The 24,088-nt window shown below is 34.3% G+C and carries 17 protein-coding genes and 1 pseudogene; 2 read left to right on the forward strand and 16 right to left on the reverse strand.

Features of this window, described 5'->3' with window-relative positions:
* Window positions 1-26 precede the first annotated feature (26 nt).
* Complete coding sequence (locus RYO54_RS10270) at window positions 27-1,196, reverse strand: MalY/PatB family protein (RefSeq protein WP_315118295.1); 1,170 nt, start codon at window positions 1,194-1,196, stop codon at window positions 27-29.
* Window positions 1,197-1,512: 316 nt separating this feature from the next.
* Between RYO54_RS10270 and RYO54_RS10275 the strand changes: the two genes are divergently transcribed.
* Window positions 1,513-2,805, forward strand: coding sequence for an L-serine ammonia-lyase, iron-sulfur-dependent, subunit alpha (locus RYO54_RS10275; RefSeq protein ID WP_315118296.1), 1,293 nt, complete (start codon window positions 1,513-1,515; stop codon window positions 2,803-2,805).
* Window positions 2,806-2,928: 123 nt separating this feature from the next.
* Here the strand turns inward: RYO54_RS10275 and RYO54_RS10280 are convergent, their stop codons facing one another.
* From RYO54_RS10280 to RYO54_RS10325, 10 genes and pseudogenes are all read right to left on the reverse strand, one after another.
* The gene (locus RYO54_RS10280; protein WP_315118332.1) at window positions 2,929-4,872 is read right to left on the reverse strand and encodes a VWA domain-containing protein; all 1,944 of its coding nucleotides are present in this window, start codon (window positions 4,870-4,872) and stop codon (window positions 2,929-2,931) included.
* Window positions 4,873-4,883: 11 nt separating this feature from the next.
* Window positions 4,884-6,122 carry a hypothetical protein gene (locus RYO54_RS10285; protein ID WP_315118297.1) on the reverse strand — a complete coding sequence of 413 codons (1,239 nt, stop codon included), beginning with the start codon at window positions 6,120-6,122 and terminating at the stop codon, window positions 4,884-4,886.
* Window positions 6,119-8,230 carry a hypothetical protein gene (locus RYO54_RS10290; protein WP_315118298.1) on the reverse strand — a complete coding sequence of 704 codons (2,112 nt, stop codon included), beginning with the start codon at window positions 8,228-8,230 and terminating at the stop codon, window positions 6,119-6,121. The genes RYO54_RS10285 and RYO54_RS10290 overlap by 4 nt, the downstream gene beginning before the upstream one ends.
* Before the next feature lie 139 nt (window positions 8,231-8,369).
* On the reverse strand, window positions 8,370-10,163 hold the full coding sequence (locus RYO54_RS10295) for an oleate hydratase (RefSeq protein WP_315118300.1): 1,794 nt from the start codon (window positions 10,161-10,163) through the stop codon (window positions 8,370-8,372).
* A gap of 302 nt (window positions 10,164-10,465) precedes the next feature.
* A complete protein-coding gene (locus RYO54_RS10300; protein ID WP_315118301.1) occupies window positions 10,466-11,035 on the reverse strand; it encodes a TetR/AcrR family transcriptional regulator C-terminal domain-containing protein in 570 nt (189 codons plus the stop codon).
* A 245-nt stretch (window positions 11,036-11,280) separates the two neighbouring features.
* Window positions 11,281-11,475: pseudogene (locus RYO54_RS10305) on the reverse strand (hypothetical protein); the annotation flags it as partial.
* Window positions 11,476-11,514: 39 nt separating this feature from the next.
* Complete coding sequence (locus tag RYO54_RS10310; RefSeq protein ID WP_399549343.1) at window positions 11,515-13,362, reverse strand: ABC transporter ATP-binding protein; 1,848 nt, start codon at window positions 13,360-13,362, stop codon at window positions 11,515-11,517.
* Window positions 13,359-15,116 (reverse strand): ABC transporter ATP-binding protein, encoded by a 1,758-nt coding sequence (locus tag RYO54_RS10315; RefSeq protein ID WP_315118303.1) that lies wholly within the window; start codon window positions 15,114-15,116, stop codon window positions 13,359-13,361. Before RYO54_RS10315 ends, RYO54_RS10310 begins: the two co-directional genes overlap by 4 nt.
* Window positions 15,117-15,256: 140 nt before the next feature.
* The gene (locus RYO54_RS10320; protein ID WP_315118305.1) at window positions 15,257-16,318 is read right to left on the reverse strand and encodes a HAMP domain-containing sensor histidine kinase; all 1,062 of its coding nucleotides are present in this window, start codon (window positions 16,316-16,318) and stop codon (window positions 15,257-15,259) included.
* Window positions 16,315-16,989: a response regulator transcription factor gene (locus RYO54_RS10325; protein WP_315118308.1), complete on the reverse strand. Its 675-nt coding sequence runs from the start codon at window positions 16,987-16,989 to the stop codon at window positions 16,315-16,317. The genes RYO54_RS10320 and RYO54_RS10325 overlap by 4 nt, the downstream gene beginning before the upstream one ends.
* A 393-nt stretch (window positions 16,990-17,382) precedes the next feature.
* On the opposite strand from RYO54_RS10325, the gene RYO54_RS10330 reads away from it, so the two are divergent.
* Window positions 17,383-18,780, forward strand: coding sequence for a PQQ-dependent sugar dehydrogenase (locus RYO54_RS10330; RefSeq protein WP_315118335.1), 1,398 nt, complete (start codon window positions 17,383-17,385; stop codon window positions 18,778-18,780).
* Between the two features lie 203 nt (window positions 18,781-18,983).
* On the opposite strand, the gene RYO54_RS10335 is transcribed toward RYO54_RS10330, so the two are convergent.
* From RYO54_RS10335 to RYO54_RS10360, 5 genes are all read right to left on the reverse strand, one after another.
* The gene (locus tag RYO54_RS10335) at window positions 18,984-19,304 is read right to left on the reverse strand and encodes a hypothetical protein (protein WP_315118310.1); all 321 of its coding nucleotides are present in this window, start codon (window positions 19,302-19,304) and stop codon (window positions 18,984-18,986) included.
* Window positions 19,305-19,401: 97 nt separating this feature from the next.
* Window positions 19,402-19,995 (reverse strand): hypothetical protein, encoded by a 594-nt coding sequence (locus RYO54_RS10340; protein ID WP_315118311.1) that lies wholly within the window; start codon window positions 19,993-19,995, stop codon window positions 19,402-19,404.
* A gap of 1,093 nt (window positions 19,996-21,088) precedes the next feature.
* The gene (locus tag RYO54_RS10350) at window positions 21,089-21,841 is read right to left on the reverse strand and encodes an ATP-binding cassette domain-containing protein (RefSeq protein ID WP_315118313.1); all 753 of its coding nucleotides are present in this window, start codon (window positions 21,839-21,841) and stop codon (window positions 21,089-21,091) included.
* Window positions 21,838-22,785, reverse strand: a complete 948-nt coding sequence (locus RYO54_RS10355; RefSeq protein ID WP_315118315.1) for an iron chelate uptake ABC transporter family permease subunit — start codon at window positions 22,783-22,785, stop codon at window positions 21,838-21,840. The genes RYO54_RS10350 and RYO54_RS10355 overlap by 4 nt, the downstream gene beginning before the upstream one ends.
* Before the next feature lie 113 nt (window positions 22,786-22,898).
* Window positions 22,899-23,912, reverse strand: a complete 1,014-nt coding sequence (locus RYO54_RS10360) for an iron chelate uptake ABC transporter family permease subunit (RefSeq protein ID WP_315118317.1) — start codon at window positions 23,910-23,912, stop codon at window positions 22,899-22,901.
* Window positions 23,913-24,088: the final 176 nt, after the last annotated feature.

The following is a 24,088-nucleotide window of genomic DNA, read 5'->3' on the forward strand; positions in this document are numbered from 1 at the left end:
TTCACAAAAATGCTATCCCTTATATTTTATAACTTATCAACTGCTTCTTTTAACTGTTTCAATGCCTGTTCCAGTACAGAACGCGGACATGCTGCATTAAGTCTCATGTAGCCGGAAAGACTACGCCCGAAGCCACATCCTTCATTTAAGCCTAAACCAGCCTTATGAATCATAAAACCACGGAGCTCTTCATTGGTCATGCCTAATTCTCGGCAGTCCAACCAAACCAGATATGTAGCATCTGGAACATTTGGCTTGATTTTTGGAATATTTTCATCAAAATATTTCTTAATAAAATCAAAGTTTCCTGAGACATAATCAATCAGCTGTGCCAGCCACTCTTCACCTTCATTGTAGGCTGCTTCCATAGCTACTGAGCTAAAAGCATTGTTTCTATGTATTTCCATGTTAAGCCAAAAACGATCAAACTTCTGCTTCATCTCTTCATTTGGAAAGATAGTTGTAGAAGCCTGAAGACCTGCTAGGTTGAAAGTTTTAGTTGCAGATACACATGTAATAATTTTTTCTGCAATTTCTTTGGAAAGTGTTGCTGTAGCCGTATGTCTCTTTCCATGGAAAATCAAATCTGAGTGTATCTCGTCTGACACAAGAAGCACATCATTTGCAATGCATATCTCCGCCATCCTTTTTAATTCCTCCGGCTCCCATACAATGCCAAGAGGATTATGAGGGCTACACAAAAGAAAAATCTTACACTCTTTTGCCTTTTTTTCAAAGTCCTCAAAATCAATACACCATTTCCCATCTTTTTCTACAAGCTGGCTTTCTACTACTACTCGTTCCCAAGCCTCTGTCACATCATAAAACTCTGGATAAACCGGAGTCTGAATCAAAATTTTGTCGCCGGTGTTGCTAAAAATTTTAACAATAGCTGATAATGCAGGAACAACTCCTAAGCTCCAGCTCATCAGGGATACATCAACCTCCCATTGATTACGCCTTTTTTCCCATTCCTGTACAGCCTTAAAGTAGCCGTCCGGCCTGGAAGTATAACCCCAGATGCCTTCCTCGGCTTTCTTTTGGCAAGCATCGATGATTGGCTGAGCAGTTCTGAAATCCATATCCGCAACCCACAAAGGAATCACTTCATTTGTACCGAATTTTTTCACCCTCTCATCATACTTTGCAGCACGATTATTGCTGCGGTCAATGATTTCATCAAAATCATATTTCATAATAAATCTTCCTTTCCTTACTGTCCTTCTTGTTTGCAGTTGACATTAAATATAATGAGCAAAAACCATGCCAAAAATTTTTTTATTGAAATTTTAAAAAAATTTATATTTTTTCGTCTTTATAGTTTGTTTTAATTGGTCTATTTGGTTATATATATGGTTAATGTGTTCTATTCGACCATTTTAACCATATCCTTTGCTTATTTTATCTTTCTTTTCGATTCCAATCCCCTCTTTTTTCTCTGATTCAAAAATTGGCATGTTTTTTGCTTCATATAAAAAGTAAAAACCAAACCCTGAAAGGAGATTTTTTTCAATGCTAACAAAAGAAAATTTATTAACCTTATTAAAGCAAGAGGTTGTTCCTGCCCTCGGATGTACCGAACCTGTCTGTGTAGCTCTAGCTGCGTCAGACGCCTATCATGCCATAGGAGGCAAAATTGTTTCTATTAAAATAGAGGTAAACCCTGGAGTTTATAAAAACGGAATGTCTGTAGGCATCCCCGGCTTCGACCGCGTAGGCCTTAAATATGCGGCTTCACTGGGAGCAGTCATAGGAAATCCTGAAAAGAAGCTGGAGCTTTTAGAGGACATCACACCAGAGGTAAGCCAAAAAGCCATAAAAATTGTAGAAGATAGCCAGGTTGTAGTAGTGATTAAACATGAAGAAGCCCAGTTATACGTGCGTGCGGAAATCATCACCACTGCCGGAATCGGAATCAGTGAAATCCGTGGCACCCATTCCAATATCATTTTTACCAAACGAAATAATGATGTGCTTCTGCAGAAAGAATACTCTGCCGACTCTGACGATTCACTTCATCAGCAGCTGAAGCTTATGAGCATAGCTAAAATCCGTGAATTGATTGACCAGTGCAGTGAAGAAGAGCTTTCCTTCCTGTTGGACGGCGTTGATATGAATGAAAAGCTGGCAAACTATGGTCTGGAGCATTCTCTAGGAATCGGTATCGCTTCTGCCCTGCAGAAAAAAATGACCGCAGATATTATGGGGGATAATTTATTTAGCCGTGCTATGCTTCGCGTTGCTAGCAGTGCCGAAGGTCGTATGAGCGGCTGTCCCTACGCCGTAATGAGCAGTGCCGGTAGCGGAAATCACGGAATCACAGCCATTCTTCCCGTAGCGGAAATGGGCCGTCACTTAAATTCCTCCAAGGAGCAGCTGGTAAAAGCACTGGCATTTTCACACACTCTTAACGTTTATATCAAGCTTTTTACAGGAAAACTGTCTGCCACCTGTGGCTGCGGCGTATCCGCTGCTACAGCAGCATCAGCAGCTATGGTATGGCTCATGGGCGGAAATGACCGTCAGATTACCAGTGCCATTATCAACATGAGTGGAAATTTAACTGGTATGATTTGTGATGGCGGCAAAATCGGCTGTGCCTTAAAGCTGGCTACCGCAACAAATGCAGCATTAATGTCCGCTTATCTGGCTATGTCTGACGTAGCGTTGCAGCCATCAGACGGAATTTGCGATGTAACAGCGGAACAAGTTATCCGAAACATGGGACAAGTCAGCAATCCTGGCATGGTTGAAACAGACCGAACCATTCTCTCTATCATGATAGAGAAAGACCAGAGAGAGTAAACTGTACCCTGTAAGATAGACACAGAAAAGAGGCTGTGTTTGGAACTGTCAACAAAAATAGACACAAAGTTAAGTTGATTTTTCTCTTAACTTTGTGTCTACTTTATTTTACCATATCCCAAATTATTGGGTAAAAATAGACTGCATATTTTTTCCCACTGCTTTTAGCAATTCTTTTGGTAGTTCTTCTACTCCTTCGCCAATTATTACTCCATGTGGTTGTTTGTATCCTTCATTCCATACGAAGTTAAATATTTTTTCATTTGTTTCGCTATTTTTTCCTATTTGAAATGCATAGACTTCAACATTTTTAGATAACAATTCTTGTACAGCTTCTTTCGCTGATCCTGGAAAGCTTGATGCACCATCTGTAATTTCAAAGACTATCTTTATTTGTTTTCCTTTTTTAAGTTCCCTTTCCTGTATGGACGTAATTCTATCGGATATTTCTCTAAGGCAACTTGCATCGTCAGTTGCTCCATCTGTTGCATCTAGCTTTACGATTGAGCGAATTATATCACTTTTTTCTTTTTCCTTAACATTTTTATCGTTAAATTCTTTAACATTGTAATACTTACTGCCAAAAAACCAAGTTTCGCTTAAAACTTCTACTTTTTGATTCAACTGTTCTGCATTGCTTTTCAAATATTTATTAAAATCATCTATGGACAGCAAAGTCACTGCCAGAGCTTTTCTTGCCGCCTCAATTTTGGATGCATTCATTGATCCAGAATTATCTATTACAAAAGAAATCTCTATTCTTTCAGGCAATATGTCTGCTCTACTCTCTAGTAAGTATCTGTTAAAAATCGGAAGATTTTTATAATTCCCCTTTTTTTCAGCTTCTACAAAATCAGGATAAAAATTAATAAAGCTATTCACATCTAGCTTTCCCTTTATTTGACCATCTTTTTTTACACTTACTTCTTTTTTTGCATCACCTATCAACTTTTCCCAAAATTGACGCATTTGTTCTCTTTCCGATTTCATTTTATTTGAATAGAATTGAAACAATTCTTGGTCTGATTGACTAATCCCATAGGCCTCTAAATCTACCTTACCTTGCATGACATTTTGCATACTCGTACTTATTTGGTCTTGTTGATCCATCATTTCTTCTAAAATTTTTTCCACTTCCTCTTGAGTAGATTCTAGTGAATCTGGCATCTCGTCTGCTTCTGACTGTTCAAAAGGATTTTCACTTCCTTTAACTTGCTCTTCTTTCTGTCCTTTTGATTTATAAAACATCATTTCATCAATTTCTTGTTTCCATAATTGCTGAAAAGTTGGAAAGATGAAAGACCTAATGAGTGGATCTCTTTCTATAATTCCTTGATTATTATTTATCTGTCTAACTAATTGATAATGAATAAAATCAAAAAAATGCTGATTAAAAATTTTTCTATCAAAGGGGTTTTCAACACATTCTTGGATTTTAGGCTCTATTTTATACAATTCAATAATTAAAAAACTGTTTGCAAAAGCTCTATGTCTAGGCATTTGAGAAATTGACTCCATTGTCTTACCTGCTTGTTTCATATATGAAACAATTTTCTCGAAATTTTCTTCATCCCTGTATATAGGGCACATTTGTAAAACCCTAAGAAAAGATACTTGCTTATCCAATAGATATAGCAAATCAAGAATTTCTCTAGTTACATAATTCGAAATTATTTTAGACTGATATGCAGGATCTTTCTCCAACCCTTCTTTTTTTATCCTAGCTAAAATATAGCTTGTCATGTGATCAATTTCTCTCTGCCAGTCTTTTCTTCTATTCAAATATTTTTTAGTTTGTCTTTTCCAATCAGGATATAAAGCTAGCTCATAGTAGATATGCCACATAATTTGATTGTCATCTAACTTTCTATCCAAAAAACTTTCCAACGGCAAATACAAAACTCCTTTGGAAGGATCCAATAAAAATCTTTGCAATTTTGAATCAGGAATATACATCAAACTAGAATCTCCTGTAAATGTGGCTAATGAGCGTTGTTCTTTTTGTAGAAATTCTTCGCAATGTTTTTTAGCTTCTTCAATTAAAGTTTCTTCATCAAAGTCAAACATACTCATCCCTCCTATTGATACAGTGGCAGATTCCACAAGTCTTTTGGTGTGTCAATTCTGTCAACATACAACAGATTTAACTTACCTTCTATATCCATTAATAAATATTTTGAAGTATCTAATTTAAAGACATTGGTAAAAAAAGCGTCTTTAATCGTCGCATCTTCATTTAGATACCAATTTCCAAAGTTCTCTTCAAGTAAGTATATGATTCCATCTTCACTTAAAACTATTGTTGTGCCACTCTTAGATTGAACGTCAAACAAATTACCTTTTAAATCATTTAATTCTATTTTTATAGTTTTTGAATCTTCGCATAAAGAAAATATTTTAAACTGCCCTTTATTTCCTGTCACTATAAGAGAATTTTTATTACACCTTTCATCCTCTAAGCATCTAATTTTCCTTATTTCATCATGTGAAAAATCAATTTTTTCTGTAATAGTAAACTGTCCCTTTTCATATTTGATAAAATATAATTTTCCCATCCTTGTTCCAACTGCAAAATAGTCCTCATTTATTTTTTCTAACACCGTCCAATTTGGAATAGTGCAATATATATCTTTATGAAAAATCAAACGATATTCATCATTTTCTTTTATTATTTCAAATAAATTTAATTTTTCATCTCCATTTTCCACTACAAATAAGTTATCTCTAATCGCTAAACATCTTCCAAACCCATTAAAATCATGATCTGTTTGTATCCTTTTAACTTTAATCTGTCCGTTAACATTAGGCATTTCATCAAAATTATCGATTGAAAGTAGATAGCATCCCCCTCTAACTCCCAAAAGCAAAATTTCTTTGTCATTCAACTTATATATAAAGGAAATTGTTTCTTTTATTTCTTTAATAGGAGGGGTCCACTCTACTTCAATTTGATTATGATCAGAAAAATCCTCCCCAATATCTATATAAAAAAATTGAACTTTTCTATCTATACTACTTGTAATAAAAAGATTTTTATTAATTCTCAATACAGTTTGTAAAAAACTATCAAAACTAAAAGCTCCCAATTGTTTTATAGGATTTATCCCCATTGAAGTCTTTTTTATATTGTTTGCATAAACTCGGTAATAAGGAATTAAATCAGTCAATAATTCTTCTTCCATTTGTAGAAGTTTATCTAACTGTTCTTCGAAACCATCGCCTAAAATTCCATTTACTTGGCATTTATTCAGCTTTTCTCTTAGATCTTTAACTTGACTCTTAAAATCCTTCGAATCTACTGATAGATTTATCTTCATTTCTCTCCCCCATTATCTTCTAAGTATTCAAGTAGATCCTTTGAATGCTCTAAATGAGATAATTGTTGATCTAATTTTTGATATTTTTTCGCATCAACTTGTGCCAAATCATCAATAGCTGCTTCAAAAGTTTCTGTTAGTCCTTTTGGCAAGTTTTTTCTAGGAGTTCCTTTCCCAAATATCATATGAACTACATCTAAATAGCTTAAAGTTTCTGTTAATGGGCGAACATAATGATATGAACGAGTACGAATTTCATCATATGTTGTGGTTGCTTCTCCTATGCCTTTTGTCTCAATATTCCATCCTTCTCCTACAGGGAAAAATCCAAAACGTACCGCTTGTGAGAGAATATAGTTTTGGTCATCAGGATAAGTAATTGAACTAATAAAACCATCCCATAAAGCTCTGCTCAAGTCTTTTTCTTCGCCTCTATTCCAATTATTTAAAACGTGTAAAATATTACGAATTGATAATACAGATTCCCTCAGCTCTAATTCACCCATCTCAGAATCTTTTTGAGCCTCATCATCTTTCCATTTTCCCATAAAAACATTCTGAGTAATCTTGCACAATTGGGAAAATCTAAACAATTCTTCTAATGTTCTTTTAGAATCAGGAATATGGATATTTCCATTTTTATCAGCCAATTGTGCTATTATTATTCTAAAAAGTTCATTTCTTTCTGGAAACTCTTGATCTTCTAAGGAACCAATTGTCTTTTGAGGTACATAATTATATTCAATAGTTACGAAACGTGATTTAAAAGCTGGATTTAATTCATTTGTTCCTTCATAATTGACCATTTGACTTGACAAGTTTCCTGTACCAATAAACCCAAATCCAGGTTTAATCAAAACAGGACCAACTCCTGTAATATAAGCTGTATTTCCCGCATGACGCTGCAGTATATCATTTAAAGCAATTAAATTTTGCATGGCAATTGTATTTAATTCGTCTACGATTACAGGACGACCTTCTTTTACTGCAATCAAAATTTCTCTTTCTATTTTTTTAATTTCAGTACCAAATGCACTATTACTTGCTACCAATAAATCAGAAAAACTTTTCCATATTTGAATCTTAAGCTGTAACTGTTCTTCATCACTCATCTTCTCTAGTCTAGTTCTGTGCTCATCCATCCACTCATAAAAATCTCCTATAATCATATTCAGATAATCCGAATAAGATCCTTTAGAAAAACTGTGTTTGAGAGTCAAAGTTTTTTCCACAAACATATCTTCATAAGTTAAATTATGGGATCCAGATATAAACAGTGGCTGTAAAGATTCTATTTCTTCTTTACTTCCATTAGTTAAAATATTTTTATAGTAAAGTTTTCTTTCTTCATTAAATTCTCCAAATTTTTCAATTGCTTCTTTTTCTGTGGAATTTAGATTTTTAGAAAACCAATCCTCCATTTTATCTTCTAATTCTCTTTGTATTCTATTTTGAATAGTAAAATCTAGAGCTGCTTCAGTTGCTAATTGTGTTTTACCACTTCCCAAATGTCCTACAATATATACAGGAACACCCAAATTCAAGGAATCTATTACTTTTTGTTTTGCTTTAACTACATAAGGTACAGTTACCAAACGCTGTTGATGCTGGGTCTCTATATCGCTTATCAATTGGCGTTTATAATAAAATTCCCATGCTTCCGGAGAATTTTCTAAAATTGTCTCTAACTCTTTTTCCAACCTTTTTATGCGATCAACGCGATATCTTGTAGCTGAATTGCTGCTATAATGACTGTAATTATTACTCTCGCTATTGACTCTTCTTTCCCAACGAAGAAAAAACTTTTCATATTCAATTGAATTCTCAATTTCTTGTATCTTTTTACCTTGGTCTATCGTCTCTTCTTCCACATAAGCTTTATATTTTTCGTAATAAACATTATTTTTTTTAGGATCAAAAGGAGTTTTTTCATCCCTTTCTTCAAATCTTCGAAAAGCTTTAAAAAACGTTCCCTGTTCTTCTATTTTTTTATTATTCTCGTATTCAGATGATTTTATGGCTTCCCTTCGTAAATCATCTTCATACCAACTTTGCATTTCTTCTATAGCAGGAATATAAATTTGCTTAAGATCTGTTTTTTCTTTCACAGAGGTGCCCTCCTTCGTGCGACATTCTATTATATTATTAATATACCAAGTAGCAATATGAATAATAGCTACATATAAATTAAAATCCCGATTTTTTAAAATTCGGGATTTTAATCAAATTATCTAACTGTAATTGTCATTAAATAATTCCATATTCTTTTAATAACTTTTCAATATCTGTTCCTGATACTTGTTTTAAAATTTTACGTTTAGCCAGTGGTGGTAAATCAAGTTTTGGTTTTTCTCCATCTAATAAACATACACCTGCACTTAATAAATAGCGGATATCATATCTTGAACCAAATACCTCAGGAACTCCTTTTTCAACTCCAGTTAAAACATATACTGCTTCCATAGCTGTACGTCCTGAGTATTCTATAGTAAATACAGTATCACGACCTGGATCATCCAATGTTTCAGCAAATTGTCCAAGGAAAGCAAAGTTTACTCCATTCTTTGGTACAACATATGGACGGTCTCCAGCTGCACGAGGCATAAATTGAGATGTAATATATGGCATCATAACAGGAACTGCACTACAGGATCCTGCTAATTCTTCAATTTTATCTGTAGGAACACCTATATGATATAACCATTCTTTTGTGATTTCCTTACCAGTACAATCTCTCATAGGTTTTTTGATATAATCTCCTGGAACATCAGAGAATAAACCATATACCCAAACAACAACATCTTTTTCAGGTTGTCCATAGTATTGTTCTTGACGGTTTATTGTCCAACTCATCAACCATGAAGAGTCAAGAGCTGTAACTATTCCACCTGTTACAGTACGTCCGCCGTATGGTGAACGTTTTGTGATTTTTTCAATGTACTCAGGAACACGTTCATCATGACAAGTTACTGTACAAGATTCCCAATTAGATTTTTCTGTATCTGTACAGAATTTATCTGGTCTTCCAAATTCATCTGATTGAGCCGCTATATTTCTCCACAACTTCCAGCATCCTTCTATCTCCCTATTAAATGGTGCAGGAGTATTATCATCACCATATCCTGAACTTTCAGTCATAGAACCATTAGTGATAAACACTAAGTCGTTTTCTGTTAAATCAATAGAGATATCTTTTCCAGTTTTATCTCTTGCAACTATTTTCTTTGCAACCTTTTTATCAGCTGAAATTAAGAATTCAACGTTATCAACAGTAACTCCATATTCAAATTTAGCACCATGGTCTTCTAAATATTTAACCATAGGTTTTACAAATGAAGTGTATTGATCATGTCTTGAAAATTGTAGTGCAGAAAGACTTGGCAATCCGTCAACATGGTGAATGAAACGATTCATATATAATTTCATCTCTAAAGCACTATGCCAGTTTTCAAAAGCAAACATTGTTCTCCAATATGTCCAGAAATCAGTATTTAGAAGCTCTTCAGAAAAAACATCTTCCATGGTTTTATCTTCAAGTTCTTCGTCTGGCATATTCACAAAAGCAGCTAATTCTTTTGCTAAGTCTTGGCCCAAATTAAATTTTCCATTGTCATAGCGCTCACCTTGATTTTTAGTAATACGGCAATTGCTAAAGTTTGGATCATCGTAGTTTGTATAATAAAAATGATCTAAAACACTCATATTAGGATCTTCTGTAGATGGTAATGAACTAAATAAGCTCCATAAAACCTCAAAATGGTGACCCATTTCACGTCCGCCACGTGCTACATAATCCATATTTTGACGAACATTTCCGTCCAAAGATCCACCTGGAATGTCTAATTGTTCTAAGAAGGTAATCTTGCTGCCATCCATGTGAGCATCACGAATTAAAAAACAACCAGCAGCCAAAGCTCCAATTCCAGTGCCAATTAAATAAGCTTTTTTATCTTCAATTCCTTTAGGCTTTCTTGCATTTACTAAGGCATGGTAACTTCCATTTGTAAGGGTAAGTCTATCATCATGTGTCTTTAATTTCATTATTATCTACCTCTTTCTTAATTTTTTAATAGTTTTCTAAATCTTACTATTATATTTAGAGTTTCTATGTTCACTCTGCTAGTATGCCCATATGGTGTAATAAATAATAAGTTCTCCCTTAATTTTGTGGATACTTATTATCTGTAAGATTTCTATAAATCTATGATATAGCTTTTTTGTGTCTTTTTCATTAGATAAACAAACTGCGGTGTTCGAAATTCGAACACCGCAGTTTATTTGCTTAATTTTTAGGCATTTAGGTTAAAATGCCTAATACAAAAGGAATCTCCTATTATTTTTTACTAGACATCATTTAAACCAGCACTTCGCTTAAGTGATAACTCAATGTTTCCATCGAAGAGGTATCCGATCCGTCTAATGATAGTATCAGGGTCCCCCTTCATTCCAGAAGCAATCCAGCGTAGTACCATTTCAGTGAGGGCACACTGATAAAAGGAGGCAATCAGTTTTTTATCTCCTGAAGAGGCTGAGATACCATCTCTTACTTTTTCAACATACCGAATCATGACATTTCCTGATACATTGTATATATAGTTCACTAATTCTTCCCTCTGCATAGAGTTATATACATGATAAATGGCTTTTCTGTTTTCTAAAGCGAATTTAGCAGCCACAATAAAACTCTCCTCCCAGGAAAGTGTATCATTATATTCATCAATGACTGTCTGAAGTTCTCTTTGGAAGATCTCTGACAGAAGTGCATATATATCTGTGTAGTAATAATAAAAAGTATTTCTGTTTATCTCACATGCTGTAGCAATATCCTTAACTGTGATTTTGTTAAGTGGACGCTCATTCAGCATCTTTATGAATACCTCACGAATTATTTTTCTGGTATATTGTTGTGCCAAGCCGCCACCTCCTTAACGCTTTATCTATATTCAAAATTATAACATATAGTAAGTTATTTTTAAATAATCCATCATATTTAGCATCTGAAGAGAAAGATGAGTATGCATTCGTTAACTGTTGGTTTCCATGAATTTTTCCTATGCGATATAAAAAATGGCGTATGCAGTAACTAAACAGCTGCAACGCCTTTTGGGTTTATTAAAATTTCTGCAAGTTCTGAATTATGCGTCACCATGATTACAAGACGTTCCTTCTTGGAAATTCCCGATATCGTAAGCGCCAATTCCACATTAGATAATATAGTCTGATGAGGAATTAAGTTGTAACCTTGGAACGCAAATCCGATTATATGATTGCGGTATGAGTCCCATCCTCTATCTTTGCATTTTTGTGTGGATATATTATTAATTATCAAATCACCAGTAATATACTGTTTTAATATTTCTTTAATTGTAACATTATAATCTGTCCCTCCTATTTACGCCGCATCGAACTGACTATTATATAGGTCTGCATAGAATCCGCCTTGTTCCATTAATTCGTTATGATTTCCGCTCTCCATGATATCCCCATCTTTCATAACAAGAATCAAATCCGCATTTTTAATTGTTGATAGTCTATGGGCAATAATAAATGAAGTACGTCCTTTCATTAACTCATCCATGGCATTTTGAATAATTAACTCTGTACGAGTATCTACAGAACTTGTAGCTTCATCAAGAATTAACATTGGTCGGTCTGCAATCATGGCTCTCGCTATTGTAAGTTGTTGTTTTTGTCCTGCCGATAGATTCACTTGATCATTTAACACCGTATCATATCCATGTGGAAGCGTACGTATAAAATGATGCAACCCAACTGCTTTACATGCCTCTTCTAACGTTTGTTCAGAAACATTTTCTGTACAATATACTAGATTTTCACGTACCGTTCCTTCAAAAACCCACGTATCTTGAAGCACCATACAAAATTGTGCATGAACATCCTCACGTCGTAACTGATGAATTGGAATATTATCAATCTTAATTGTACCACTTTTTATTTCATTGAAACGCATTAAAAGATTTACAATCGTAGTTTTCCCTGCTCCAGTTGGGCCAACAATTGCAACCTTTTGACCTGGCTTTGTGGAAACCGAGAAATCATTAATAATTGTTTTATCTGATCCTTCATAACCAAAATGTACATGTTCAAAATCAACCTTACCTTGTACATTTTCAGGCTTTCTTGTCTTTGTTGACTCATCTCCCATTTCTTCCGCTTCAAGGAATTCAAACACACGCTCTCCTGCTGCTGCAGCCGATTGTAAAGACTGGGCAGCTTGCGCAAGCTGACTTAATGGCTGTGTAAAATATCTTACATATAATATAAATGCCACGATTACTCCAAAGGAAATCGTTTCATTCATTGCAAGAACGGCACCAACTACACAAACTGCAACATAACCTAAGTTACCAATAAATGACATCAAGGGCATCATTAACCCTGATAAACATTGGCCCATAAAAGTACTTTCTCGAAGTTCATTATTTAAATAAACAAATTTCTTTCGTGCTTCAGCTTCACCATTATAAGCTTTTACAATGGTATGCCCAGCATAAATTTCTTCAATATGTCCATTGATTTCACCTAGATGCTGTTGCTGACGTGCAAAGTATTTTTGTGATTTTCCCATTATAAGCATCATTAATACAAATCCAATACAAGTTGCAACAATTGCTGTAATTGTCATGATTACATTGGTCTTTAACATCATAATCAAAGATCCAACTAATAAAGTAATTGCAGAAACTAATGTCCCCACACTTTGATTTAAAGACTGCCCAATGGTATCTACGTCATTAGTCACACGAGATAGCACATCTCCTGTTGTTGTCTTATTATAAAACCACATCGGCAAACGATTAATCTTAGCAGAAATATCTCCACGTAACTGTTTAGATACATTTTGTGTAATAGTAGCCATCACCATACCTTGTATTAATGATAACAGAAAACTAAGTCCATAAAATATAACCAATATCCAACCAATTCTAGCAACACCATCTAAATCAATTCCAGTCACAATTCCCTTTGTAATCAAATCGGTAAGTTCTGATAGTTTGTCAGGACCAATTAAGGTTAACACAGTACCCATAACTGCACAAAGTAATGCAATTGACATAACTAACCAATATTTTTTACAATATTGAAGTAACTTTACCCATGTTTTCTTAAAGTCTTTGGCTTTCTCACCACCGCCGCCCATACCTGGTCCTGGTGGTCCCATTTGTTTTCTATGATTAGAATTAGATTGCCCTAATTTATATTCTTCTTTATGACTCATGCTAACTCCTCCTTCGATAATTGTGAATACGCAATTTGTTGATACACTTCACATGTTTTCATTAATTGTTCATGTGTATCAATTCCCACTACTCCCCCTTCATCAAGTACTACAATTTTGTCTGCATCACGAACAGTTCCAATACGTTGTGCTACAATCAGTTTGGTATCATCTGCACACTCAAGTTTTAATGCATCACGTAATTTACGGTCTGTCTTATAATCTAGCGCTGAGAAGGAATCATCAAAAATAAATATTTCTGGATGTCTACAAATCGCTCGGGCAATGGATACTCTTTGTTTTTGTCCACCAGATAAATTGGCACCACCTTGTGCTACAAAGCTATCATAGCTTTCTTCTTTTGCTTCTACAAATTCAGCTGCTTGGGCAGTACTAACTGCCTCTATAATATCAGTGGCAAGAAATCCTTCCTTCCCATTATCTCCAAAGGCAACATTCGATTTGATAGTTCCTCCAAATAACGTTGCTTTTTGGGATACATACCCGATTTTATTACGAAGTGCGTATTGGCTATATTCCTTCACATTAATTCCGTCTACTAAAACTTCTCCTTCTGTTACATCATAAAAACGTGGTACTAGATTCACTACCGTACTTTTACCGCATCCAGTGGAACCGATAAATGCCACCGTTTCCCCCTTTTTTGCAGTGAAACTTACATTACGTATTACATATTCCTCTGCATCTGGATACTTAAAACTTACATTTTTGAATTCCACTTCACCTTTACATTTTGTTTTTGAAGACGTAATCTGTCCATCTACGATAGTTGGTTTTGTATCTAATACTTCTAGAATACGTTTTGCAGAAACGGAAGCACGAGGTAACATAATAAAAATCATAATTAGCATCATAAATGCCATAACTACTTGCATTGCATAAGAGGAGAAAACTATCATATCTGAAAACAATGTCATTTTCTCCATCATACTAGCTTCTTGAATTAGAATCGCTCCCACCCAATAAATTGCTAAGGATAAACCACTCATTACTAACTGGATACTTGGTAGCATCATAGCCATTACACGGTTGGCAAATAAATTGGCTCCAGTTAATTCTGTATTTGCTTTTTCAAATTTACGACCTTGATATTCTTCTGCATTATATGCACGAACAACCCGAAGACCAGTAAGATTCTCTCTCGTTACTCGATTTAGATCATCCGTTAATTTTTGAAGTTGCTTAAACTTAGGCATTGCTAAAATTACACAACAACCAACAACAACTAATAGGAACAATACCGCAAGTGCTGTTGTTAATGTCCATTGCCAATTTTTACCATAAATTTTCATAATTGCCCATACTGCTAGAATAGGTGCTTTAATCATAACTTGTAAGCCCATTACAACAAGCATTTGCACTTGTGTAATATCGTTGGTGGATCTTGTAATCAAACTGGATGTAGAAAATCTATTGATTTCTTCCATCGTAAAGGACTGTACCTTATCAAATAGATGTCCTCTTAGTCTGGCACCGAAGTTGGAAGCAACTTTTGCGGCTAATACAGCAACAATGACGGAACCAACAAGACTTCCTAGTGCACATGTTAACATCTTTCCTCCCGCAGTTAAGATTTCACTCATTGTGCTTCCTTCAGTCTGCACCAACATTGTAATTTCACTCATATAATCTGGTAATTTTAGGTCCAACCATACCTGCGCTATAATAAACACAAGGCTGATTCCCACAAATAACCATTCTTTTTTCGTTAAATTTTTAAATAATTTAATCATATGACTCCCCTTTCTGTAAGTTGGGAATATCATATCGCATAAAGAGAAACTGAAACTAAACTCATCATATATTTATATTAATACATAAAAAAAGAGCAATTGCCCTAAGACAATTACTCTAATCAATATATTATTATACTCTATTTTGGTAAAATAACAGAAAATTTCGTTTGCTCCTTTGAGCTATATACATCAATTTTCCCTTTATGAAGTTCTATAATTCGTTTTGCAATGGATAAACCAATTCCTGTACCTTCCGAGGCATGAGAGGTATCCCCTTTCCAAAATCTATCATAAATACGCTTAACTTCCTCCAGACTCATCTCTGGCCCATGATTAATGATGGATACAATAATAAAATCATGTTCTTCTATCAATTTAATCTCAATATCACTATGAGTTGGTGAAAACTTAATGGAATTATCCAAAATATTAATCCACACTTGCTTTAATAATTCTTCACATGCTTCAATATAATACTCATTAAATTCCACAGTAATTGAGATTCCTTTTTGCATCCACTTATTCTCTAACATTAATACACTGTTTCGCAATTGTTCCGAGAGATTAAATTGAGAAATGTCCGTTAGAATGCTTTGATTCTCAACTTTAGTCAAATTAAGTACATTGGTTGCCATATCAGAAAGTCTAGTAGATTCCTCCACGATAATACTTAAATACTCCTTTTGCTTTTCTTTCGAAATCGTATCCTTTTGTAATAACTTAGCAAACCCACAGATTGACACAATTGGTGTTTTAAATTCATGGGAAAAATTATTGACAAAATCAGAACGAAGCATCTCTGTATTTTCCAATTCTTCTGCAAGTGTATTGAAACTATTGGATATGTCCATGGCAAGCGATACATGTCCTAAATCTATTCGTGTTTGATACTTTCCATTGGCTAATCGATTCATGCCATGAATGATTGTATTAATTGGCTTTAATGGTATACGACTAAAAATAATAGCAACCATAGTCCCGATTAATATACTAGCAATTGCAAAATAAATAGTTGGGATCCAAATATTTGGTGCGTTAAAGGTATCAATAATTTGTAGTTTATTTAACAATACGACAAAAGAACCTACAATCACCATAGTAATCCCCAATATTAAAAAAACCAAAATAGCAAATACTAACGTCAATATCACTGGTGGGGGATCTTTCGGCCTCTTATGCTTCCTTCTGAACTTTATCATACTAACTTCACCACCTTATACCCTAGCCCCCGTACCGATTCAATTTGAAATTCTGGCCAACCCTCAAATCTCCTACGTAACCGGCCAACGTGCACAGTTACAGTTTCCCAACCCGAGTCACTCTCTGTTCCCCAGATTTCATCCATAAGCTGAATCCTTGTAAATATCTTATCCGGATAAGATAATAATTTAAATAGAAGCTGAAACTCTTTTTGTGGAAGTACTTGTGTTTCTCCCTCTCGTGTTACCGATAAAGAGTCTGCATCAAGTACTACATTTCCAATCATTATTTTTCGTTCACTTGCAATTTTAGCACGACGTAACAGCGCTTTAATGCGTAGTACCATTTCCTCTGCATCCACTGGTTTTGTCATAAAATCATCGATTCCCACTTGAAATCCTTTTTTTCGATCAGCAGGAAGTTGTTTCGCCGAAACCATTAATATAGGAAGTTCGTTTTGTACGCTACGCAAAATCTCTGTAAATTCATAGCCATCCATCTTTGGCATCATAATATCTAACACGACTAAATCAATGTGAGTTGTATCTAAAATATCCAAAGCTTCCACTCCATTGGAAGCTATAAATACAATATACTGTTCTTCTTCTAACACTGCTTCCATAAATCTTCTCGTATTTTTGTCATCATCTACAACAAGAATATGAACCATGCTTCATCACCTCTGTTTTATTATAACACTTTTTCATAAACTCATTCTAAACCAATAAATATCATACTGTAGGCGTATTTATGCCGTTGCCTTTATCTCTATCCTTTCAACCGATACCCTGCCCATACCGTTTGAATATATCTTGGATTTGATGGTTCTTCCTCAATCTTCTCCCTTAATCAGTTGAAGCTGATACCTCAATGACCGCCTTAGATTTCTCCGATGGCGGTGCGGAAAATGGTGCAATGCATCATCAGATTCCCCTGCCTCAATTTAGTACTAATAGAACATTTCTAATCATATTCTTATAAAAGAAAAGAATATAGAGGAGTGTAAAGTTAGTTGTTAAAAAAAGTTAAAGTTAGTTTACGGCCCATTGCTGGTAAGATAAATATGCCTACTGTTTTGAAAACAGCTATACTTCCGGGTGACTCAATGGAAAGATTATTTATTGCAACCCAGGTAGGAGAGATCTTTTACATTGGAAACGGAGTTATAAAAACCTTTTTAGATATTCGCCCCCGAATCATAAAACTAGGTTTTGCTGGTGGTAAATATGACGAACGCGGATTGATAGGGCTAGCATTTCATCGCCACTTTTCTTATAACGGCCTGTTTTATCTTCATTATTCAGTAGCTGGAACACAAGGTCCAGGTGCTCTTCCAAGCTCAGAAGTTTCAAGACAAAGCCTTCCTGAATTTTTTAAGCCTAACCCATGTGACCCCAAAACCTTAAACCAAAAGTGGATAAATAGAGAAGTTAACTATGATCATATTGATACAGTTGAAGAATGGATTTTACAATTCAATGGTCAACCTCAAAAACGGCGGACATTACTTAATTTAAGAAGACCATTTTTTAATCATAATGGTGTCAATAGCTTAAACTTTTCACCTGAAACAGGAAAGCTTGTTTTAACAACTGGAGATGGTGGATCAGGTTATGATCCATTTAATTCAAGCCAGAATGATATGGAAATCGCCGGTAAAATAATTGAAATTGATGTAGCTAAGAATACATTTATCAATAATCCACCGGTAGTCACACGTTTTGATGAACTCCCCGTACCTATTCAGGAAACGCTTACGGTAATCGCCAAGGGGGTTCGCAATATACCTGGCATTACATTTCAAAGGTTATATAACCAGTATATCAAATATGTAGGAATTGTCGGACAGGATCTGGTAGAGTCAATTTTTTCATTCGTTAATTATAAACCAATACCGGTTACTCAGCTTGTTCAAGCCTATTTAATGAAATCTGAACCTGACCAAGAAGGATTCATTAACTTTGGCTGGCGAGGATGGGAAGGTGCTCTTCCTACTTCGATTATAAGGGACTGCTCTGCAAATCCAACTTTGGATGAGAAAATAATTGCTTATTACAATGATACAGTAAAAACTTCAGTGCAGCGTATTCAGCCTCTAACTAGTTACTTTCATAAAGATCCCCGACCGGATAAGTTTGGAGGAACTGCACTTACGGGAGTCCAGTCATATATGGGCAATAGAATTCCAGGCTTAACTGGAAGCGTTGTGTTTACTGATTTTGCCCGAAATGAAGAATCTCAACCTCCTATTAGAGGTGTTTTAGCTTATACCAGGGTAAGAAGAGATTGTAAACTAAGTGATTTTAGTGTCATTGAAACTGATTATAATTTTGGATCTCAATCAGCTTATTATGCTAGTTTGGGAACGAATCTGAATCAAACCAGACTATATTTAGGGGCTTATGGCTCTATGAATGTGACTGATTTTAACCAAGGTACTGTTTTTGAAATTGTTCCATGATTCATAACTATAAAATTCCACTTAATATCAGATAAATTCCTTTCTAGGATTTATTGAATCGAAATATAAAACAAACAAGAGAGAGCAATCATATTCCCTCATCAATTTTGAAATTGATTTGATGTAAATGATGAAAATCTTTACTGAAGGTATATTAAGAAGATATACCTTCAGTGCTTATACAGAAATATGCGCTGTATTAATTAGTATTCTAAATTAGCAGCTTGAATTCCCAGATTAGCACCTACCAACCCTTTAATCTTACTTGTCAATCCATTAGAAAAATTGATCCCTGCATTAAATGAATTATTTAGATTATCTTGGCTGTTTCTAACCCTATCCTGTTCTCTTATTAATCTCTGTAGTTCTGCTCCTACATTTTGCATTGCTCCTCTAGAAGCATTTAAATTATTAGTAACTCTTATATCCCTGTTGGCGGAATTATTCAAGCTATCCATAGCTGATATAGTTAAATTCAAAGCTTGCGTTACTTGTTGAAGAGGCCTTGTCATTTGGTCAAACATTCTCAAGGTTGTAGATACTATTGCTATAATTATCACCTCTTTTCACATAACAACAAAAAAGCACTTACTCAAATGTAAGTACTTTTTTTTAAGTTTTTTATTTTTTACCCGGTTGAAATTTATGACCACATCTTAAACATGTTAATTCAATTTTATTTTTCCCTATTCCTCCAGCTAATAATCCCATTGGACCTGCCAACATACCTCCTACAGCTGTTTTACCTACCCCAATCCCTTTTCTTTGAACATGCACTTGAGTGGAAGAGCATTTAGGACATCTAATTTGATCATCTTGAATATCTGTTTTTGTATTCATTTCTTTAACCGATTTCAAATTTTCTACTCCTAATAAACCTAATCTACCCATTATGGTGTTATATAAATTATTTAAATCATCTTCTTTTGCTACACTGAAAATAATCCTGTTCGTATTAATATCATCTTTTATATTAAACTCAATAGCACCGTTAGCTACATTTACAGAATCAATCTTATATATGGGTATAAATACTTTCTTCCCCATAATAATATCAAAAAGCAATCCATTGGATCTGACTTCTAATGTTCCTCCTGATTTTTTGTTTAACTCGTTTATTCCACTTAAAAGAGTTGCTACAACCATGCATTCAACCCCTTTTAATCCACCACTTTCTTTTTTTAGTTCTTTAAATTCTTCTTTACTTACTATCATAAACACTCAATCCCCCTAATACTTGTTTTCTACATTATACCAATTTATTACCTTTTTCGTCCACCTTTAAAATTATTCTTATTTACAACTTTCTTTTCATTTTCTATATGAAAGTCTATGCTAGCATAAATATAGTCTCTTTCTTTTCTATCCATATTCACTAATTACACAAACATCTTTAGTCTTGCATAAAAGTTCATCCATCTTAACCAAAAGTCCCTCAAATCTAAAGTCTGAGAGACATATAACACTCTTCAATATTTAATTAAAAATCTTTAAGATCTTTATTTTTAAGAAGCTTTGATTTTTCCTCAATCATGTTTTGTTGTCTAGCTTCTATATTTTTAGCACGCTTCATCATTTTTGCAGCTTTAGCTAAATATACGGGGATTACATGAACTCAATATCAATCTGAAGATTATCAAGCCTCCAATACAAAGTTGATTCTTTCGGGCAACAAATACCTAAAGTATTATTTTTTGGAAGCTGCGAATAAGGTACGCATGCACGATACCGAATTCAAACGTTACTATCAATCCAAGTTTAAAGAAGTCCCGAAATATCAACACAAACGTGCCCTCGCACTTACTGCAAGGAAATTAGTTCGATTGGTTTACTCGCTGCTGAGTACCAACCAACTATACATACCACCTACTAATAGATAGTAGATTCCTTTAACACCTTCAAAAATTTGCAGCTTTCTGAAGGCTTATTAAAGTGCGTCTTTTTTAGAAATACCATACATATTTCTTTCAATTTTTAACTATTTAGGTCTTGACATATTACGGCTAGACTTTCCTTCCGTTTTTGAGTATAAATTAAGAGGCTAAGTTTATAGATCATATAGGTTAATCTAGAACTTAGCCTCTTAATTTTTTAAAATATACTTCTAATAAGTAACCTTGCCAATGAGTAAATTAGAAAAATCATATAAATTGTCATAATGTAAAATTGTTATATCATCTGATTTTTCTTTTCCCTAACAATTGTATATGTCAATTTATTAAAGTCACCTCTTCTCCCAGCTATTATTATGATCGTCATGAAGATAATCAACGTATTACTGTGATGCCTCTCTTTTTTAATTTTACAACTAATAAATCGCTACTGGCCCATGAGGACCATCAATAATTTCTATTTTTGTTTCAAAAATATCCGTCAAAACTTCTGGGTCCATAACCTCTCCTGCTGTTCCAAAAGCAGCAATTTGTCCATTTTTCATAGCACAAATTCTATCAGAATATTTGGCCGCAAAATTTATATCATGCATAACAGTCAGAATCGTTCTTCCAAATTCATTAGCAGCATGCCTCAAATGCTCCATCATTTGAACAGAACGAGCAACATCAAGATTGTTCAGCGGCTCGTCCAAAAGTACATATTCAGTCTCTTGGCACAAGACCATTGCTACATATGCTCTTTGCCTTTGTCCACCAGAAAGCTCATCTAAATATCTATTTTCTAGATCAGTCAAGCCTAAAAAATCGATATATTTAGAAATAATAGTTTCATCCTCTTTCGTTAATCTTCCTTTTGAATAAGGAAACCGTCCAAATCCAGCTAATTGTCTAACAGTGAGCCTGGTTACAAAATGATTTTCTTGTCGCAAAATAGTCAAAATTTTTGCTAAGTCTTCTGATTTAGATTCAGAAACATCCATATTTGCTACCTTGATTTGACCTTCATCCATATCTAAAAGTCTTCCTATCATTAAAAGTGTCGTAGACTTTCCAGCACCATTTGGTCCAATTAAAGAAGTAAGACCAGCTTTTGGTATTTTAATATTCAAAGGTCCTATTTTTACCTCATCACTATACACCTTTTTAACATTATCAATCTTTATCATAAAGTCCCCTTCCTTAAAATCACAATTAAAAATGTTATGCCACCAAACATTTCGATAATAACTGAAACTACACCTTGGGCAGCGAATACATGATACATAAAAAAATATGCACCCGTTAGTATCAAAAATCCTATAGCAAGAGCCATTGGAAAAATATATCTATGATCATAAGTTGGCGCCACTTGATAACTCAAAGTTGCAACTAAAAATCCATAGAAAGTAAGTGGTCCAACCAAAGCCGTGGAAATTGACATCAAAACAGAAACTAATACAAGAGTATAGATTACACTAAATTGATGATTAACTCCCAAAGAAGCACAGACATCCTTTCCAAGTGACAATACATTTAACTTCTTAGAATAAGCAAGAATAAGTAATGCTGCAATTATTACAATTGGAATTGCAACAAAGAAATATTGAGAATCAGCATTATTGACAGAGCCAAACAATCTTGCCTGTAAAATATCAAACTCAGACGGCGCAAGAAGTCTTCTCATAAAAGATGACAAAGACTTCAACCCAGTTCCAATAATAACTCCAACCAAAAGCATAAGTTGTAAATTCCCATACTTTCCAGAAAGCAACCATCCATAAAGTATCAAACACATCAATACCATAACAACAACTTGAAATATAAATGATCCAACACCACTAAAATTTATAAATGTACTAGCACCAAAGAAAAATATTGTACTAGTATGAATTGTTGAGTAAAGTGCTTCAAAACCTAAAAGTGAAGGAGTTATAACCCTATTATTCGTAGTCGATTGAAACGCAACGGTTGACAAACTCTGGCAAATTGCAGAAATAATCATTGCAACAAGAGCTACCATCCTTCTTCTAACAACTGGGATAAAAGAAGGGGAATCTATTGGAACTGGATTGTTATAAACCAAAAGTCCATAGGAAGAAAGAGCGCCCAAAGCAATCAATGTTATCAGCAAAATCCAATAACGTTTTTCTTCTTTCTTAGAACGAAAAGCTCTAGCTGATCTATTTTCATTATGAAGGCTAGAGACGATTTCGACATTTTCATTATTACGATATTCTAATTCACTCATCTTAGCCTCCTTTTTCTCAATAAAATAACAATAAATACCACTGACCCCACTGTTCCAAGTATCAAAGAGACAGGTACTTCAAAAGGCATTATAATTGTTCGAGAAATTATGTCACAAACAGTTATCGTACCCATTCCTAGCACACATACCCAAGGCAAATTACTCCTAAGATCATCACCTCTATACATTGAAACAATATTTGGTACAATTAAACCTAAAAAAGGTAAGTTTCCAATAACAGCCGCAACAATTCCAACTGCAAAAGAAATAAGACCAGTACCCAAAAGAACTATCCTATTATAATTTACTCCAAGACTTGTTGTAACATCTTCCCCTAGTCCAGCTAAAGTCAATCTATCAGCATAGATAAAAATAAGAACAGTAATTATAACAATTATCCATAAATATTCATATCTTCCAATTTGAACCGATGCAAAAGAACCTACAAACCAATTTTCAATATTTTGCGTCATTTGAAAAACAAGTCCAATAAAAGTTGAAATTGCAGAAATAACTGCTCCGAGCATCATCCCAACAATAGGGACAATTAAAGACGAACGAAGTTTAATTTTTCTTAAAAACAGAAAGAAAATCATAGTCCCTATAAAAGAAAAAATGATTGCACCAGTCATTCGTTGAACTAAAGTTGGTGCAGGAAATAATAAATAAACAAAAATAAGCCCTAAACCTGCCCATTCAATAGTTCCTGTTGTGGTAGATTCAACTAAACGATTCTGTGTAATAAGTTGCATTACCAGTCCTGACATTGACATTGCAGCTCCAGTAAGCATTAGTGAAACTGTTCTTGGAACACGAGTTATGAAAAACATACTCATTCCATCCTCTTGTCCTAATATATCATAAACTCCAGTAAACAGTGATATAATACCTAGCATAATAACAACTATAATCGCTAATATAAAAGGTTTTGTCCATATTTTATTTTGATTATAATGTTGGAGCTGAGAGTTCTCAGCCCCATACATTTTTTGCATTGTATTTTTCGGCACTATATTATACTCCTTTATGTTACTTAGCTAAAGCGTTTGTAAGTCCTTCAAATAACTCTAGATAAGTTTGTATTGATTCATTTGTGTAAGTATCGTTTGGTGCATAAACGATCTTTCCTTTAGAAACAGCAGTTGTGTTTTGAAGAGCCGGTGAATTATCGATAACATCCTGAGCA

Origin of the sequence: uncultured Clostridium sp., assembly GCF_963515715.1 — a bacterium.
Taxonomy (GTDB): Bacteria; Bacillota; Clostridia; order Clostridiales; family Clostridiaceae; genus Clostridium_AW.